Below are 14,773 nucleotides of genomic sequence, written 5' to 3'. Positions count from 1 at the left end.
GGTCGCCGCCCTGGACGCGGACCGGCTCGTCGACGCCCGCGGCTCGCACTGGAGGCCGCGCGAGACCCTCGCCGAGATGGCCGAGGACCTGCGCGTGCTGCAGAACCACCTCGCCACCGGCGCGCTGCTCGCCGCCCCTACGGTCGAGGACCTCGCCAACCTCCGGACCGGCGACCCGCAGAACACCTAGTGCGGCGCCCCGAACCGTTCGGTGGCAGGGTGTAGTCATGGGTGGCGCTGTCGAACGAATCCGGGAACGCGGGGACGAGGAGCGCGCGAAGGAGATCGTCGGCGTGCTCGTGGACGCCTTCGACGAGCTGATGCGCGCCGATCCGGTCGCCTTCCGGCGCAAGTTCCGCAAGATGGCGGCGGCGCCGTTCCCGTTCTACCGCGGCACCGCGTGCCTGTTCTACGCCGACATGGCCCACGAGTCGGACCCGTGGGCGGACGAGCGGACCAGCCGGGTGTGGATCCAGGGCGACCTGCACGCGGAGAACTTCGGTACCTACATGGACGCCTCCGGCACGCTGGTGTTCGACGTCAACGACTTCGACGAGGCCTACCTCGGCTGCTTCACCTGGGACCTCAAGCGGCTCGTGGCGAGCGTGGCCCTGATGGCGTGGAGCAAGGCGATCTCCGACGACCACATCGCCGCGCTCGTCGGCACCTACCTGCGCACCTACGTGCGGCAGGTGCGGGCCTTCGCCGCCAACCCCGGCGACGAGCAGGTGCGGCTGCAGCTCGACAGCACCGAGGGCGTCGTGCACGACGTGCTGCTCAAGGCCCGGCTGCGCACCCGGATCGACCTGCTGGACGCGCTGACCACCGTCACCGACTACGAGCGCGGGTTCACCCGCCGGCTGGGCGTGCGCGAGCTCGACGAGGCCGAGAAGGCGACCGTGCTGCGCGCGTTCGAGTCCTATTTGGACACCATCCCGCAGGGGAAGCGGTTCGAGAGCAACACCTATCACGTCAAGGACGTCGTCGGCCGCTCCGGCTTCGGCATCGGGTCGGCCGGACTTCCCGCCTACAGCGTGCTGGTCGAGGGCCGCTCGCAGGCGCTGGAGAACGATGTCGTGCTGTCGATGAAGCAGGGCAACGTGGCCGCGCCGAGCCGGGTCCTCGACGAGGAGCGGATCCGCGGCTACTTCGCCAACGAGGGCCACCGCACCGCGGTGTCGCAGCGAGCCCTGCAGGCGCACGCCGACCCCTGGCTCGGCCACACCGAGGTCAACGGGGTCGGTTTCGTGGTCTCCGAGCTGTCGCCCTACACGAGCGACCTGGACTGGTCCGAGCTGACCGAGCCGGACGAGATGGACCCGGTGCTGGACTTCCTCGGCCGGGCCACCGCGAAGATGCACTGCGTGTCGGACGAGGACTCCGAGCAGTCGCTGGTCGACTTCCAGGTCGAGGAAGCGATCGCCGCGGCGATCGACGACGAGGACGCGTTCGTACGCGAGCTGACCGCGTTCGCGCTGGCCTACGCCGAGCGCACGCGCGTCGACCACCGGCTGTTCGTGGACGCCTTCCGCGGCGGCCAGATCCCGGGGATCAGCTCCACCCAGTGAGCAGAGGTTTCAATTCGAGATCGACTGGGTAGGACCCGCTGTCATGCCCGTTCTCCGAAAGAGGCGGTGTCATGGACGGCCTGACCGGCTTGCCAAGACCCATGTTCCCGACCCGTACCGACCGCAGCTTCTCCGACGAGAAGTGGGTCTTCGAGCGCAAACTCGACGGGATCCGCGCACTTTCCACTCGCGACGGTTGGCGGCCAAGGCTGTGGGGGCGCGACCGACGTAGTCTCGACACCTGCTTTCCCGAGCTGGTCGAGGCGCTCGCCGAGCTGGGCGGCGCCCGGTTCGTCGCCGACGGCGAGATCGTCGCGTTCGACGGCGGCGAGACCAGCTACTCCCGGCTGCAGGCCCGCCTGCGGCGCGCCCGGCCCACCACGTCCGATGTGGGCGTCTACTACTTCATGTTCGACCTGCTCTCCCTCGACGACACCGACGTGACGAGGTGGCCGCTGCGGCAGCGCAAACGCTTGCTGCGCAGCGCCTTCCAGTTCCGTGACCCGCTGCGCTACCACGAGCACCGGGACCACAACGGCGAGGCGTACTTCCAGCAGGCATGCCTGCTCGGCTGGGAGGGCGTGGTCGCCAAGCGGGCGGACTCGCGCTACCGCGGCGGGCGTTCCGGCGACTGGCTGGCGGTCAAACGGGTGCGCGACCAGGAGTTCGTGGTCGGCGGGTTCACCGAGCCGCAGGGCGCGCGCGCGGGGTTCGGCGCGCTGCTGATCGGGTACCAGGACGGCGACCGGTTGCGCTACGCCGGCAAGGTCGGCACCGGCTACGACAACGCCACGTTGCGCTCGCTGCGTTCGCGCCTCGACGGGATGGCACAGGTGGCCTGCCCGTTCGTCGACGCGGTCAGCGAGCCGACCGTGCACTGGGTGCGGCCCGAGCTGGTGATCCAGGTCGGGTTCGCGGAGTGGACCGGCCAGGGCCGATTACGTCTCCCCCGGTTCATCGGCATCCGGATCGACAAGCCGGCCACCGAAGTGGTGCGAGAGACGAGGTGAGGCACCGTGCGTGAGTTCGACACCGAGGGTCCGCGCGCCGAGGGACCGCCGGTCGTGTGGGCGGGCCCGGAGCTCGGCCCGGCACTCGTCGTGGTCGACCCGTCGGGCGCCGCGAAGCACGAGGGCCTGCCCGCCACCTGGCACGAACTGGCCGCGAGCCACCAGATCGCGTGGTGTCGGGTGCCGGCGAGCCGCGACTCCATCGAGGACCTCGAGGACGTGCTGGAGACGCTGGCCGAGCGACAGACCCGAGTGGACGTCGTCGCGGTCGGTCAGGCGTGCCCGGCGGCTGTGGCTCTCGCGAGTCAGTTCGACGACGTGGTGCGTCTGGTACTTCTCGTGGACCCACCGCCCGACACGCCCGAGAAGGAGAACGTCCGCGTGGTGGCTCGCAGTGGCGGCGGCGAGCGGGACCGGATCGAGGCGCCACTGCCGCTGGGCCACCCGGATGTGGTGGCGGGCATCGTCATGGCGCTCGCGGAGGCCGATGAGGCCGCCGCGGACGGGTCGAGTTAGTCCTTTGTGGATTGTCACGGAGGGCGTTCGTCCTTGTAGCCCAATGGGCTTCGCGCGAACCGTTGCACTTGTGGTGCGGCGACGAGGGGCCTACGGTTGAGGATGCGCGGTTGAGTAAGCAGCCGTAAGAACTGGCGGCGGAGCGCGCCCCAGGGTGAACGGCGTAGACAGCTTATTGCGTCATACACTTTTTCGTGCGCTCGTCCTGCTACTCGTCACCAACGAGAAGAGGCGAACGACGTGCACAACATTCCCTTGTGGGCCAGCAGCGATTTCGCCGCGCCCCTACCCAGAGGTCCCGGTGACGGTGAGTCACCGACCGGACCGATCTTCGACATCGACGTGGAACAGCGGGCGGACCAGCCGATCGTCGCCCGTGTGTTCGGTTCCGTCGATCTGCTCACCGCGCCTGCCCTACAGACGTGCGTCAACGACCACGTCGGCTCCGCCGCCGGCCTGGTGCTCGACCTGAGCGGAGTCAACTTCCTCGCCGCGTCGGGCCTGACCGTGCTCGCCGACACCGACCGCCGCGCGCGGCAGGACAACCTCGCGTGGGGCCTGGTCGCCAGCACGCGGCCGGTGCTGCGCCCGCTCGAGGTGCTCGGCCTGGACGTGTCGCTGCCGACCTACGAGTCGGTGCCGGACGCGGTGGCCGCGGTGCGTGCCGCCGCCCTGACCAGCTAGACCAGGCACATCTCATATCTGCGAGGCCGGACATGTCGATCCGGCGTGATGTGGTTCGTCGGTGGAGCATGAACACAGTCAGCTCCACCGACGGAACCGTCATCGCCTACGACCGGGCCGGTGCCGGCCCGGTCGTCGTCTTCGTCGCCGGCGCGTTCAACGACCGCGCGACGCTCGCCCCACTCGCCGACGCGCTCGCGGGCGAGTTCACCGTGCTCACCTACGACCGCCGCGGCCGCGGCGACAGCGGCGACACCATGCCGTGGTCGATCGACCGCGAGGCCGACGACCTGGACGCGCTGATCGCCGCGACCGGCGGTACGGCACACGTCTTCGGGTTCTCCTCCGGCGGCATCCTGGGACTCCACGCGGCGGCCCGCGGCTCGGCCATCGCGCGCCTGGTCTGCTACGAGCCGCCGTTCCCGTTCGGCGAGGGCAACGCCGCCGACCTGCCGGTTCGCCTCGGCGAACTGGTCGACGCCGGGCGGTCCGGCGACGCGGTCGAGCTGTTCCAGACCGAGGCGATCGGGCTGCCGCCCGAGTTGGTCGCGCAGATCCGGCGCTCGCCGATGTTCCCGGCGCTGGAGAAGATGGCGCGCAGCGTGGTCTACGACTCGACCATCACCACCGGCGCCACCCCGCCCACGACGCTGACCACGCCGACGCTGGTCGTCAACGGCGCGGGGACGTGGCCGGTGCTGGCCCGCGCGGCCGTCCGGACCGCGGAGGCGCTGCCCGAGGGTCGGCACCTCGAGGTGCCGGGCGGGGCGAACCACACGATCGAGCCGGCCGCGACCGCACCGCTGGTGGCGCGGTTCCTCCGGGAAGGATGACCGGCGACGTGGCACGATGACGTGGGGCTGTGACTCGGGGCTGTGAGAATCGGGCGGTTGGGCAGAAGGGAAGCCGAATGCCGTATCCGACGGACGCCGGGGAGGTGGCTGCCGCGCTGGCCGCCATGGCCCGGGACCTGCTCGCCCAGCCAACCGTGCGGCAGACGCTCGACCGGGTCGTCGTGCACGCGGTGGACCTGGTCGACGGTTGCGACGCCGCGGGCATCCTCGTCGTCCGCGGCTCCGAGGTGCACACGCTCAGCGCGACCGCCGAGTTCGCCCGGGAGTCCGACCGGATCCAGGGCGTGCTCGGCGAGGGGCCGTGCCTCAACGCCACGATCCAGGGCGAGCAGGTGTTCCGGATCGACGACATGTCCACGGCCCACGACCGATGGCCGCGCTACGCGCCGGCGGCGTGTGAGCTCGGCATCGGCAGCGCGATGGGGTTCCTCCTGTTCACCGCGGAGGAGAACCTGGGCGCGCTGAACCTGTACTCGCGGGAGCCGAACGCGTTCGGGCAGCGCACCGAGCACGTCGGCTGGCTGCTGGCCGCGCACGCCGCGGTGGCGTTCGCGAGCGCCCGCAACGACTCGCAGCTGCGCGAGGCGATCAGCACCAGGCAGGACATCGGCGAGGCCCTCGGCATCATCATGGAGCGGCACAAGCTGACCGAGCAGCAGGCGTTCGACCTGATGCGCGAGGAGTCCCAGAGGCGCAACGTGAAGCTGCGCACGCTGGCCCGCCAGGTAACCGAGTCCGGTCAGGTCGTCGTCGAATGACGCGCCGGCCGCCAGGACTCGATCTGGCGTCCACAAAGGACTTCGAGGCAGGTCCGTTCCGCCGGGCGGCACGGACCTGCGATGAGTTTCCGCGCCCGGGCCGGTCTGTATGGGTATGAACCTGCCAGACATGGTCACCCGTGATGAGTGGCTGGCGGCACGGAAGACGCTGCTCGCCAAGGAGAAGGCCGCGACCCGGGCGCGGGACGAGCTCAACGCCGAGCGACGCCGGCTGCCGATGGTGCTGGTCGACAAGCCGTACGTGTTCGAGGGGCCGGAGGGCTCGGCGAGCCTGCTCGACCTGTTCGAGGGCCGCCGGCAGCTGGTCGTGCACCACTTCATGTGGAACTTCGAGGTGCTCGAGGACGGCACCGAGGTGCCGCGGACGGTCGGCTGCCCCAGCTGCTCGGCGACCGCGGACAACATCGGGCACCTCGCCCACCTGCACGCGCGGGACACGACCCTGGTGGGCGTGTCCCGCGTGCCGCAGTCGTTCATCGCCCCGTTCCGGGCGCGGATGGGCTGGGCGTTCCCCTGGTACTCCTCAGCGGGCAGCGACTTCAACTACGACTTCCACGCGACCGTCGACGAGCGGGTGGCGCCGGTGCTGCTCAACTACCGCACCGAGGCCGAGCTCGCCGAGATCGGCGTCGAATGGGGACCGCCCCGGCGCGGCGACTACCCCGGCATCAGCGCGTTCCTGCGCGACGGCGACGGGTGTTCCACACCTACTCGACGTTTGGCCGCGGCCTCGAGCAGCAGGGCGGCACGAGCGCCTACCTCGACCTGACCGCACTCGGCCGGCAGGAGGAGTGGGAGCAGCCGCCGGGTCGGACGACCGGGCGCGGCGCCGGGGCGGGCAGCCCCGACATGCGCTACCACGACGAGTACTAGCCGAGTACTAGCCGAGTACCAGCTCCGTGTTGAGCATCGCGGCGGCGAGGGAGCCCGCGCCGGCCGAGGTGATCACCTGCAGCATCGGGTCCACGACGTTGCCCGCGGCCCACACCCCGGGCACGCTCGTGCGGCCCACCTCGTCGGTGCGCACGAAGCCCTCGTCGGTGAGCTCGCAGCCCAGGCTCGTCAGCAGACCGTCGGCGGGCACGAAGGTCGGGTTCACGAAGACCGCCCGCCGCGGCACCACCCGGCCCGCCACCTCGACGCCGGTGAGCCGGTCCCGCTCCACGACCAGCCGGGTGACCTCACCCGGCACGACCTCGATACCGCGCTCCGCGAGCCGGTCGTCGGCCACCGGGTCCGGGCCGGGGAAGTGCACGACGTCGTCCGACCAGTTGCGTACCAGCAGCGCCTTGAACACCCCGTGCTCGCCGGTCGCGACCACGCCGAGCGGCTGGTCGCGGACCTCGTAGCCGTGGCAGTACGGGCACACGACCACGTCGCTGCCCCACCGCTCGGCGAGTCCCGGGATGTCCGGCAGCTCGTCGCGCAGGCCGGTCGTGACCACGAGCCGGCGCGCGTCGAGCGTCCGCCCGCCGGCCAGCCGCACCTCGAAGCCGGGTTCGACGGCGAGCACCTTGTCCTCGATGATCTCCACTCCGTAGCCGGCCACCTCGACCCGGCCGACGGCGAGCAGCTCGCCCGGCGGCATCCCGTCCCGCGACAGGAACCCGTGCACCCCGCTCGCCCGCGCGTTGCGCGGCTCGCCCGCGTCGACCACCGCGACCTTCCGCCGCGCCCGGCCCAGTACCAACGCCGCCGACAGTCCCGCCGGACCGGCTCCCACGATCACCACGTCGTACATGTCTGACCACCTCCGCCCACAGGGTGCGCGCGGCGTCCCCGCACCGACAACGTTTGTTGCCGATACTGGAACCATGTCCATCACCGCGGCACTGGCCGAGGTCGGCCCCCGGCTCCGACGTGTCCGCCGGCAGCGCGGCGTCACGCTGGCGGAGCTGTCCGAGGTCACGGGGATCTCGAAGAGCACGCTGTCCCGGCTGGAGTCCGGTCAGCGCAAGCCGAGCCTGGAGCTGCTGCTGCCGATCTCGGCCGCGCACCAGGTCCCGCTGGACGAGCTGGTCGGGGCGCCGCAGGTGGGCGACCCGCGGGTGCGGCTCGAACCGAGGCGAAACGGCGACCGGACCGTCGTGCCGCTGACCCGGCAGCCGGGCGGGCTGCAGGCGTTCAAGATGATCATCCCGGTGTCGACGGCCGAGCCGGACCTGCGCACGCACGAGGGCTACGAGTGGCTCTACGTGCTGTCCGGCCAGCTGCGGCTGGTCCTCGCGACACACGACGTCGTGCTCACCCAGGGCGAGGCGGCCGAGTTCGACACGCGGCTCCCGCACTGGTTCGGCGCGGCCGGCGAGCACCCGGTGGAGATCCTGAGCCTGTTCGGCAAGCAGGGCGAGCGCATCCACGTCCGGGCCAGGTCGAAGCGGTAGCGTCCCCGGCATGGCCTGGCTTCCGGCGGACTTCGCGCACCCGCTCACGGTTCCCGTGCTCGACGGCTACCACCTGCGCCCGATCCGCGAGTCCGATGTCGACATCGACTACCCGGCGGTGATGGCCTCGCGCGAGGCGCTGTGGGCGCGCTACGGCGAGGCGTGGGGCTGGCCGCCGGAGACCATGACGTACGAGCAGGACCGCGCGGACCTGGCCCGCCACGAGCGGGAGATCGCCGCGCACGAGTCGTTCAACTACGCGCTGCTGGACCTCGCGGAGACCGAGCTGTTGGGCTGCGTGTACATCGACCCGCCGGAGAAGCAGGGCGCCGACGCGGAGGTCTCCTGGTGGGTGGTCACCGACCGCTCGGGCACCGCCCTCGCCGCGGCACTGGACGAGCTGGTTCCCCGGTGGATCGACCGGGTGTGGCCCTTCGAGCGACCGCGCTTCGTCGGCATCGACCTCACCTGGCCGGAGTGGCTGGCCCTCCCCGACGCCTGAGCCGATCTGTCCACCTTCGACGGTGGCCGCTACCGGACCGGTGCGGGCACGGGTTCCATCTGGGGTTTCGTGTCCACGCCCGGAATTCCGCGGCCGCGGATCGAGCAGGCGCGCGTCTCCGGCACGAAGATCAGCGCGACGGCGCCCACCACGCACGCGGCCATCATGTAGTACGCCGGGAACAGCGTGTCGCCCGAGGAGTTGATCAGGCCCTGGTTGATCGCCGGGGCCGTGCCGCCGAACAGCGACGTCGAGATGTTGTAGGCGATCGCGAAGCCCGCGTACCTGACGTGGGTCGGGAACATCGCCGGGAACATCGCCGAGATCGTCGACAGCTGCGGCACGTAGAGCAGGCCCAGCACGGCGAACGCGATCACCGCGCCGACGAAGCCGCTCGACATCAGCTGGAACATCGGGATCGCCATGACGAACAGGCCGACGATCGAGATCCACCACAGCGGCTTGCGACCCACCTTGTCCGACCACGCACCGGAGAACGGCAGCAGCGCCATCATCGCGAGCTGACCGATGATGATCAGCACCAGCGAGCTCGTCGCGGACAGGCCGATCTCGGTCTCCAGGTAGGTCGGCATGTACGCCAGCAGCGTGTAGTTCACGATGTTCAGCGTCACGACCAGGCCCATCAGCAGCAGCAGCGGCTTCCAGTAGCCGAGCAGGTCCTTGAAGTGCTTCTTGGCCTTCTCGTCGATCTTCCCCTCGGCCGCGCACTCGCGGAACACCGGCGTGTCCTCGAGCTTGCTGCGCAGGTACAGCCCGATCAGTCCGAGCGGCGCGGCGACCAGGAACGGCAGGCGCCAGCCCCAGTCGGCCATCGCCTCCTCGCCGACGATCTGCGAGATGACCAGCACCAGGCCCGCGCCGAGGGTGAACCCGGCCAGCGTGCCGAACTCCAGGAAGCTGCCGTACTTCCCGCGCTTGCGGTCCGGCGCGTACTCGGCCATGAACGTGGCCGCGCCGCCGTACTCGCCGCCCGTCGAGAAGCCCTGGATCATCCGCAGCAGGATCAGGCCGATCGGCGCGAGGATGCCGAGCGTGCCGTACCCGGGCAGCAGGCCGACGCAGAACGTGGCGCCCGCCATCAGCAGGATCGTCGTCGCCAGCACCCGCTGCCGGCCGATCCGGTCACCGAGCGGGCCCCACACGATCCCGCCGACCGGCCGGATCAGGAAGGACACCGCGAACACCAGCAGGCTGCCCAAAGTGGACGCCGTGGGATCGTCGCTGGGGAAGAACGCGGCGCCGATGTAGGTCGCCGTGTAGGCGTAGACGCCGTAGTCGAACCACTCGGTCATGTTGCCGATCGCCGAGGCACCGATCGCCCGGCGCAGTGTCTTCGGGTCCACAGTGCTCTCCGCGGCTTTCGCCGCGCCGTCCACATCCTGCGCCATGCAAACCTCCCCGATCCGGTCCGGCCCACCCCGAACAGCTACCGCTGCGCTGGGTACCCGGTGACGAGAAGATATAACATCGAGTGAACAATTCGCTACGGTGAGTCGGCGCGCCGTGCCTCGAACTCGGCAGACCAGTATGCCGTGCGGTCGAGGTAGGCGGTCTCCGCCGCGGCACCGGTCGTGCCGTAGGCGCCCTCGAACGTCTGGTAGCCGAACCCGCCCGGCGGGCTGCTGGCGGCCGGCTCGATGACCGAGCCCTCGTGCCACTCGTTGAACGACGTCACCGACACCCACGTCGGCACGCCGCCGGTGTCCGGGTCGAGCGCGTTGTTCCACTCGAGGTCGTAGGTCGCGCCGCCGTCGCGGCCGAGCGTGGGCGTGGTGTTGCCCGGCACCGCACGGTCGTCGACATAGCCCGGCCCGACCGAAGGCGCCCAGACCAGCCCGTGCTGCTCGGCGTACTCCCCCGCACTCTCCCACCCTGGCGCGCTCGCACCCGCGATCGCGTCGTAGGTGTACAGCCCGGAGAAGTGGTCGATCCGCGAGACGTCCGTGGTCTGCGCCAGCACGATGCTCTCGTCGGTGACCGCGTCCAGCGCGGCCCACTCCTCGTCCGGGATGGTCAGGCTGGAGAAGACGTAGTAGGCGCCCTTGTCGTCGTGCTCGGCCGAGCGGTAGAAGGCGGAGTGGCCGCCGTACCGGGCGTCGATGTACCGGATGTCGTCCACAGTGGACGCGGCAGTGCGGCCGCCGTAGGGCTCCAGGTGCCACGCGACCTCGACGCCGTGGCGCGCAGCCGCGTCGAGCACGCCGGCGGCCAGACCGTCCTCATAGGACCCCTGACCCCACCAGCTGTACACGAGCACGCCCGCTCCCGACCGCACGACCCAGCGCAGGTGCTGCTCCACGGCACCCGCCACGTCGCCGGAGTCGTAGGCGCCGAGCACCGGGTAGAGGTCCGCGCCGATACCCTCGGGCGGGGTGTGGCCACCCTGCTGCCAGTGCCGATAACCGCCGCTCACGGCCGGGCTGCCGTACCACGGGTAGTAGAAGAGGTGGACGTTCGGCGAGAGCGCCGCCGCCGGTGCGGGCGCGGCCTGCGCCGAGACCGGCCCGGGTATCGCGAGCGCCAGGGCGAGGACGGCGAGCGGAACGACACGACGGACACGTCGCAACATGTGAGCTCCGGCTTCGTGCAGGGGGCGAGCCGACGATCACGACAAGAGTAGCGCCGAGTCGCGCAAGAAGTCTACGAATCTCTGAAAATTTCCGGTGAGGCCGATCGGCCAGCGCGTGATCGGCCGATCGGCTGATGCCGGACCGATGCGCCATGGCCGTCTGCCCGAAGTGCCGACCGGCCCCGCTCCCCCAGGCTGTGCCGCGACATCCAGTCGACCACACACGGGGAGATCCGGTGCACAACAACACGACGCCGCTGCTGTCGGGGCGGGGCTTGGTCAAACGGTACGGCGGACAACACGCGCTGGACGGCGTCGACATCGACATCCATGCCGGCGAGGTACTGGCGATCGTAGGCCCGTCGGGCTCGGGCAAGACCTCGCTGCTGCACGTGCTGGCCGGCATCCTGCGCGCCGAGGAGGGGCAGATCGTCCTCGCCGGGCAACGGATCGACCAGCTGTCCGAGACCCGGCGCAGCGAGCTGCGCCGCAACGAGTTCGGCTTCGTCTTCCAGCAGGGCATGCTGGTCGGTGAGCTGACCGCGGAGGAGAACGTCGCGCTGCCGCTGCTGCTCGGGGGCGGCCGCCGGGGCGAGGCGACGAACACCGCGCGCGGCTGGCTCGCCCGGCTCGGGCTGGCGGGCAAGGAGCGGCGCCGGCCCGGGGAGCTGTCCGGCGGCGAGGCCCAGCGGGTGGCCATCGCCCGGGCGCTCGCGCACCGGCCCAAGGTGATCTTCGCCGACGAGCCGACCGGCGCTCTCGACACGAAGACCGGGCACGCGACGGTGCAGGCGCTGATCGACTCCGCCCGCGCGACCGGCGCCGCGGTGGTCATCGTGACCCACGACCGGGAGCTCGCCGCCGCCGTCCCGCGCACCGTGTCCATTCGGGACGGTCGGATCGACCCGGCTCCCGCGCAGGCGGTGCCGGTCGCATGAACCCGGTCCAGTTGGCCCTGCGCGTACTGCGCGGCGACCGCCGCACGCGACTTTCCACTCTGCTCACCGCGCTCGGCGTGGCCGTCGCGACAGGCCTGGTGCTGCTGCTGGTGAGCCTGCCGTTCGCCACGAAGGCGCGCGCCGAGCGCACCCTGTGGCAGACACCCGACGCCGCCGACCGCGGCCCGACCGAGGTCAGCTGGAGCTCGGCCCAGGACGAGGTCGACGGCCAGCGGATCACTCGGATCGACGTGGCGCCCCTCGTCGACCCGACCACGGTCCAGCTCCCGCCGGGCATCGGCGAGCTGCCCGGCCCGGGCGAGATGCTGCAGTCGCCCGAGCTCGCGCGGCTGGCCGGCAGCCGGCCGGCCGCGCAGCTCGCCGACCGGTTCGACGCGAAACCCGTGGGACTGCTCGGCGACGAGGCGCTGCGCTTCTCCGAGCAGCTGGTGGTCCTGGTCGGCCACACGCCGGACACGATGCCGGCGGGCGCGTACGAAAGGCCCACGCTCGGCTCCGGCGTGGCCGAGGTGGACCCGCTGCTCGCCCTGCTGTCCGGGGTCGGCGTGGTCGTGCTGCTGGTGCCGAGCCTGGTGCTGGTCGCGTCGGCGTCCCGGCTGACCGCGGCGCGCCGGGAGCGGCGGCTCGCGGCGCTGCGGCTGGCCGGCGCCACCCCGGCACAGGTGATGGCGATGGTCGCCGCGGAGACCGGGCTCGCCGCGGTCGCCGGCGCGGTCCTCGGCGTGGCGGCGAGCCCGCTGCTGCACCGGCTCGCGACGCTCGTGCCGTGGGACGGCGGCACCTGGTTCCCGGGTGACTTCGCGCTCCCGGTGCTGCCGGTGGTGCTGGGCGCGGTGACGATCCCGGTGCTCGTGGTCGGCGCCGCGGTCGCCGGCCTGCGTCGGGTCGTCAGCCGGCCGCTGACCGCGACCGGCGGGCACACCCGCAAGCCGCTGTCGGGTGTCCGGCTGCTGTTCGTGCCGGCCGCGGCGGGGCTGTTCTTCCTTTCGCTGACCCAGCAGGGCGACGGCATGCTGCTGCCGATCCTGGTGTCGCTCGGGATCCTGATGTGGTCGCCGACGATCGTCGGACCGTGGGTCACCTCCGCGCTCGGCGGGATCTTCGTCCGGACGTGGCGCCGGCCCGCGGCGCTGCTGGCCGGGCGGCGGCTGCGCGAGGACCCGAAGTCCGCGTACCGCGCGTCGGCCGGGGTGGTGCTCGCGGTGTTCGCCGGCTCGATGGCGCTGACGCTGATGCCGAGCCTGGAGTCGGAGGCCGGCTACGCGAGCCTGTACCGGGACTCGGTGCTGTACTTCGGCACCGACCCGGTGCGGGGGAAGGACGCGGTCGCCGACATCGACTCGCGGCTGGCTGACTACGGGGTCGGCGAGCGCGCGGAGAGCGTGGGCCAGGCCGGCCTGCGGGCCGGGGAGGCGTACTACCCGGCGTTGGTGGCCGACTGCGCCGCCGCGAAGCGGCTGCTGGCCGGCGCCGAGTCGATCTCCTGCCGCCGGCAGCCGGCGATCTACGTCGACTCGTCGGTGCCGCAGTCCGGCCTGGGTGCGTCCGGACCGGACGGTCCGGAGTCGCCAGCCGTGCCGCTGCCGGCCGACGCCCCGATGGTGACCGGCGGGTCGACCGGCGTGGTGATCGTCGACCCGGCGCTGTGGCCGCGGGAGGTGCCGCTTTCGAACGTGGACGTCGCGGTCGCGGCCGACGGCGCGACACGGGAGAGCGTGCGGACCGCGATGCTCGCGGCGGCCGGGGGCGCGCAGGTGATCAGCAAGGAGATGATGCTGGGCCAGCAGGACACGCAGCTGGCCGACCTGCGCCGGGTGACGATCATCGGCCTGGTGACCGCGTCCGTGCTGGCCGGGCTGAGCGCGGCGATCGCGACGGCCGGCTCGGTGCTCGACCGGCGGCGCACGTTCGGCGCGCTGATGGCCGCGGGCACGCCGGTGCGCACGCTGTCCCGCGCACTGCGGACCGAGGCGGCGCTGCCCGCGTTGGTCGCGACGGTGGGCGCGGGCGCCCTCGGTACCGCGGTCGGGGTGGGCCTGTTCGGCCTGGTTTCCCAGAGCGTGCCGGTGTTCAGCCCGTGGCTGGCCGCGCCGGTCGTGCTGGGCCTGCTGGTCGCCATGATCGCCGCGTCCGTGTGCACGCCCGCGCTGCGGCGGGTGCGCGCCGAGCCGCTGGCGGACGAGTGAGTCGAGGGCGCTGACACTGGACCCGCGAGCCGGCGAGGGGGCGGCTCGCGGGTCCAGCGGGTCAGGCGACCGGTGCGGGTGTGCGGAGCACGGCTCTGGCCTGCTCCAACAGGGGGCGGGCCTGCTCGGCCCGGTCGTCGCGCAGGAGCGCGGCGGCGCGGCGGAGTGCGTCGGCCTGCTCCCGGACCCGGGAGATGTCCCCGCAGGCCGCGCAGCGCACCAGGGCGGTCATCAGGTGCTCGGCGAGCTCGACGGGCTCGGCGGGCGGCTCGGGGACGTCGAGGTTCGGCAGTACGCGTTCGATGCCGACGAGGAGGTCGTGTCCCGCCCTCGGCCGGATGTCCGGCACCACGTCCCGGGTTGCCATGATCAATGCCTCTCCTTTGAAGCGTTCGATCGTCAGCGGTGTGATTCCCTCCACATTGGACCATCAATCGGTGCCGCGTCCAGCGGCACCCCATCGAGTGACGCCGGACCCTCAGGTGTGACTCACCACTGTCACAGCAAACGCACAGGTCGCGAGGGCATGATCGGAGTAGCGGGGAGGAGAGAGCCATGAACGCCCAGACAGACCTCACGAGCATCTGGCGGACCGCCGGGTTCCAGGGCCCGCGGACGATCAACGCGGACGCGGTCGCCGCGCACGCCGACCCGATGGGCGGCCTCGTCGTCGCGCTGGCCGACGGCGTCGGCGACGACCGTGGCGCCGCCCGGGCCGCGCTGCTGGCCGCGACCGCGGCG

At 71.7% G+C, this 14,773-nt stretch carries 15 protein-coding genes and 2 pseudogenes; 13 read left to right on the top strand and 4 right to left on the bottom strand.

The genetic code is table 11. The annotated features are described in order from the left end of the window. From ACRDSK_RS24340 to ACRDSK_RS24305, 8 genes and pseudogenes are all read left to right on the top strand, one after another. On the top strand, positions 1 to 190 hold a 190-nt coding region (locus tag ACRDSK_RS24340), incomplete at its 5' end, for a hypothetical protein (protein WP_431443561.1). 37 nt (positions 191 to 227) lie between these two features. Then, positions 228 to 1,568 (top strand): DUF2252 domain-containing protein, encoded by a 1,341-nt coding sequence (locus tag ACRDSK_RS24335; RefSeq protein WP_431443560.1) that lies wholly within the window; start codon positions 228 to 230, stop codon positions 1,566 to 1,568. 71 nt (positions 1,569 to 1,639) lie between these two features. Further along, positions 1,640 to 2,578: a non-homologous end-joining DNA ligase gene (gene ligD / locus ACRDSK_RS24330; RefSeq protein ID WP_431443559.1), complete on the top strand. Its 939-nt coding sequence runs from the start codon at positions 1,640 to 1,642 to the stop codon at positions 2,576 to 2,578. A 6-nt stretch (positions 2,579 to 2,584) separates the two neighbouring features. Beyond that, complete coding sequence (locus ACRDSK_RS24325) at positions 2,585 to 3,094, top strand: hypothetical protein (RefSeq protein WP_431443558.1); 510 nt, start codon at positions 2,585 to 2,587, stop codon at positions 3,092 to 3,094. A 240-nt stretch (positions 3,095 to 3,334) separates the two neighbouring features. Then, complete coding sequence (locus ACRDSK_RS24320; protein ID WP_431443557.1) at positions 3,335 to 3,778, top strand: STAS domain-containing protein; 444 nt, start codon at positions 3,335 to 3,337, stop codon at positions 3,776 to 3,778. Positions 3,779 to 3,846: 68 nt separating this feature from the next. Continuing rightward, the gene (locus tag ACRDSK_RS24315) at positions 3,847 to 4,611 is read left to right on the top strand and encodes an alpha/beta fold hydrolase (protein WP_431443556.1); all 765 of its coding nucleotides are present in this window, start codon (positions 3,847 to 3,849) and stop codon (positions 4,609 to 4,611) included. A gap of 77 nt (positions 4,612 to 4,688) precedes the next feature. Continuing rightward, positions 4,689 to 5,390, top strand: coding sequence for a GAF and ANTAR domain-containing protein (locus ACRDSK_RS24310; RefSeq protein WP_431443555.1), 702 nt, complete (start codon positions 4,689 to 4,691; stop codon positions 5,388 to 5,390). Between the two features lie 109 nt (positions 5,391 to 5,499). Further along, positions 5,500 to 6,284: pseudogene (locus ACRDSK_RS24305) on the top strand (DUF899 domain-containing protein). A gap of 7 nt (positions 6,285 to 6,291) precedes the next feature. Here the strand turns inward: ACRDSK_RS24305 and ACRDSK_RS24300 are convergent. Continuing rightward, the gene (locus ACRDSK_RS24300; RefSeq protein WP_431443554.1) at positions 6,292 to 7,152 is read right to left on the bottom strand and encodes an NAD(P)/FAD-dependent oxidoreductase; all 861 of its coding nucleotides are present in this window, start codon (positions 7,150 to 7,152) and stop codon (positions 6,292 to 6,294) included. A gap of 73 nt (positions 7,153 to 7,225) precedes the next feature. On the opposite strand from ACRDSK_RS24300, the gene ACRDSK_RS24295 reads away from it, so the two are divergent. Both ACRDSK_RS24295 and ACRDSK_RS24290 read left to right on the top strand, forming a co-directional pair. After that, positions 7,226 to 7,795, top strand: a complete 570-nt coding sequence (locus ACRDSK_RS24295; RefSeq protein WP_431443553.1) for a helix-turn-helix domain-containing protein — start codon at positions 7,226 to 7,228, stop codon at positions 7,793 to 7,795. A 10-nt stretch (positions 7,796 to 7,805) separates the two neighbouring features. Then, positions 7,806 to 8,297, top strand: coding sequence for a GNAT family N-acetyltransferase (locus ACRDSK_RS24290; protein WP_431443552.1), 492 nt, complete (start codon positions 7,806 to 7,808; stop codon positions 8,295 to 8,297). A 29-nt stretch (positions 8,298 to 8,326) separates the two neighbouring features. On the opposite strand, the gene ACRDSK_RS24285 is transcribed toward ACRDSK_RS24290, so the two are convergent. After that, on the bottom strand, positions 8,327 to 9,706 hold the full coding sequence (locus tag ACRDSK_RS24285; RefSeq protein ID WP_431443551.1) for an MFS transporter: 1,380 nt from the start codon (positions 9,704 to 9,706) through the stop codon (positions 8,327 to 8,329). A gap of 95 nt (positions 9,707 to 9,801) precedes the next feature. Continuing rightward, entirely contained in the window at positions 9,802 to 10,887 is a 1,086-nt protein-coding gene (locus ACRDSK_RS24280; protein WP_431443550.1) for a glycoside hydrolase family 99 protein, read from the bottom strand. A gap of 236 nt (positions 10,888 to 11,123) precedes the next feature. On the opposite strand from ACRDSK_RS24280, the gene ACRDSK_RS24275 reads away from it, so the two are divergent. Together ACRDSK_RS24275 and ACRDSK_RS24270 are read left to right on the top strand one after the other, a co-directional pair. Then, positions 11,124 to 11,825 (top strand): ABC transporter ATP-binding protein, encoded by a 702-nt coding sequence (locus ACRDSK_RS24275; RefSeq protein ID WP_431443549.1) that lies wholly within the window; start codon positions 11,124 to 11,126, stop codon positions 11,823 to 11,825. After that, complete coding sequence (locus ACRDSK_RS24270) at positions 11,822 to 14,032, top strand: FtsX-like permease family protein (protein ID WP_431443548.1); 2,211 nt, start codon at positions 11,822 to 11,824, stop codon at positions 14,030 to 14,032. Before ACRDSK_RS24275 ends, ACRDSK_RS24270 begins: the two co-directional genes overlap by 4 nt. A gap of 61 nt (positions 14,033 to 14,093) precedes the next feature. Here the strand turns inward: ACRDSK_RS24270 and ACRDSK_RS24265 are convergent, their stop codons facing one another. After that, entirely contained in the window at positions 14,094 to 14,399 is a 306-nt protein-coding gene (locus ACRDSK_RS24265) for a hypothetical protein (RefSeq protein WP_431443547.1), read from the bottom strand. 188 nt (positions 14,400 to 14,587) lie between these two features. Here ACRDSK_RS24265 and ACRDSK_RS24260 point away from each other — a divergent pair. Beyond that, positions 14,588 to 14,773: pseudogene (locus ACRDSK_RS24260) on the top strand (hypothetical protein); the annotation flags it as partial.

It is taken from the genome of Actinophytocola sp. (assembly GCF_050699915.1).
Taxonomy (GTDB): domain Bacteria; phylum Actinomycetota; class Actinomycetes; order Mycobacteriales; family Pseudonocardiaceae; genus Actinophytocola.
This window is presented reverse-complemented; position numbering and strand designations above follow the sequence as displayed.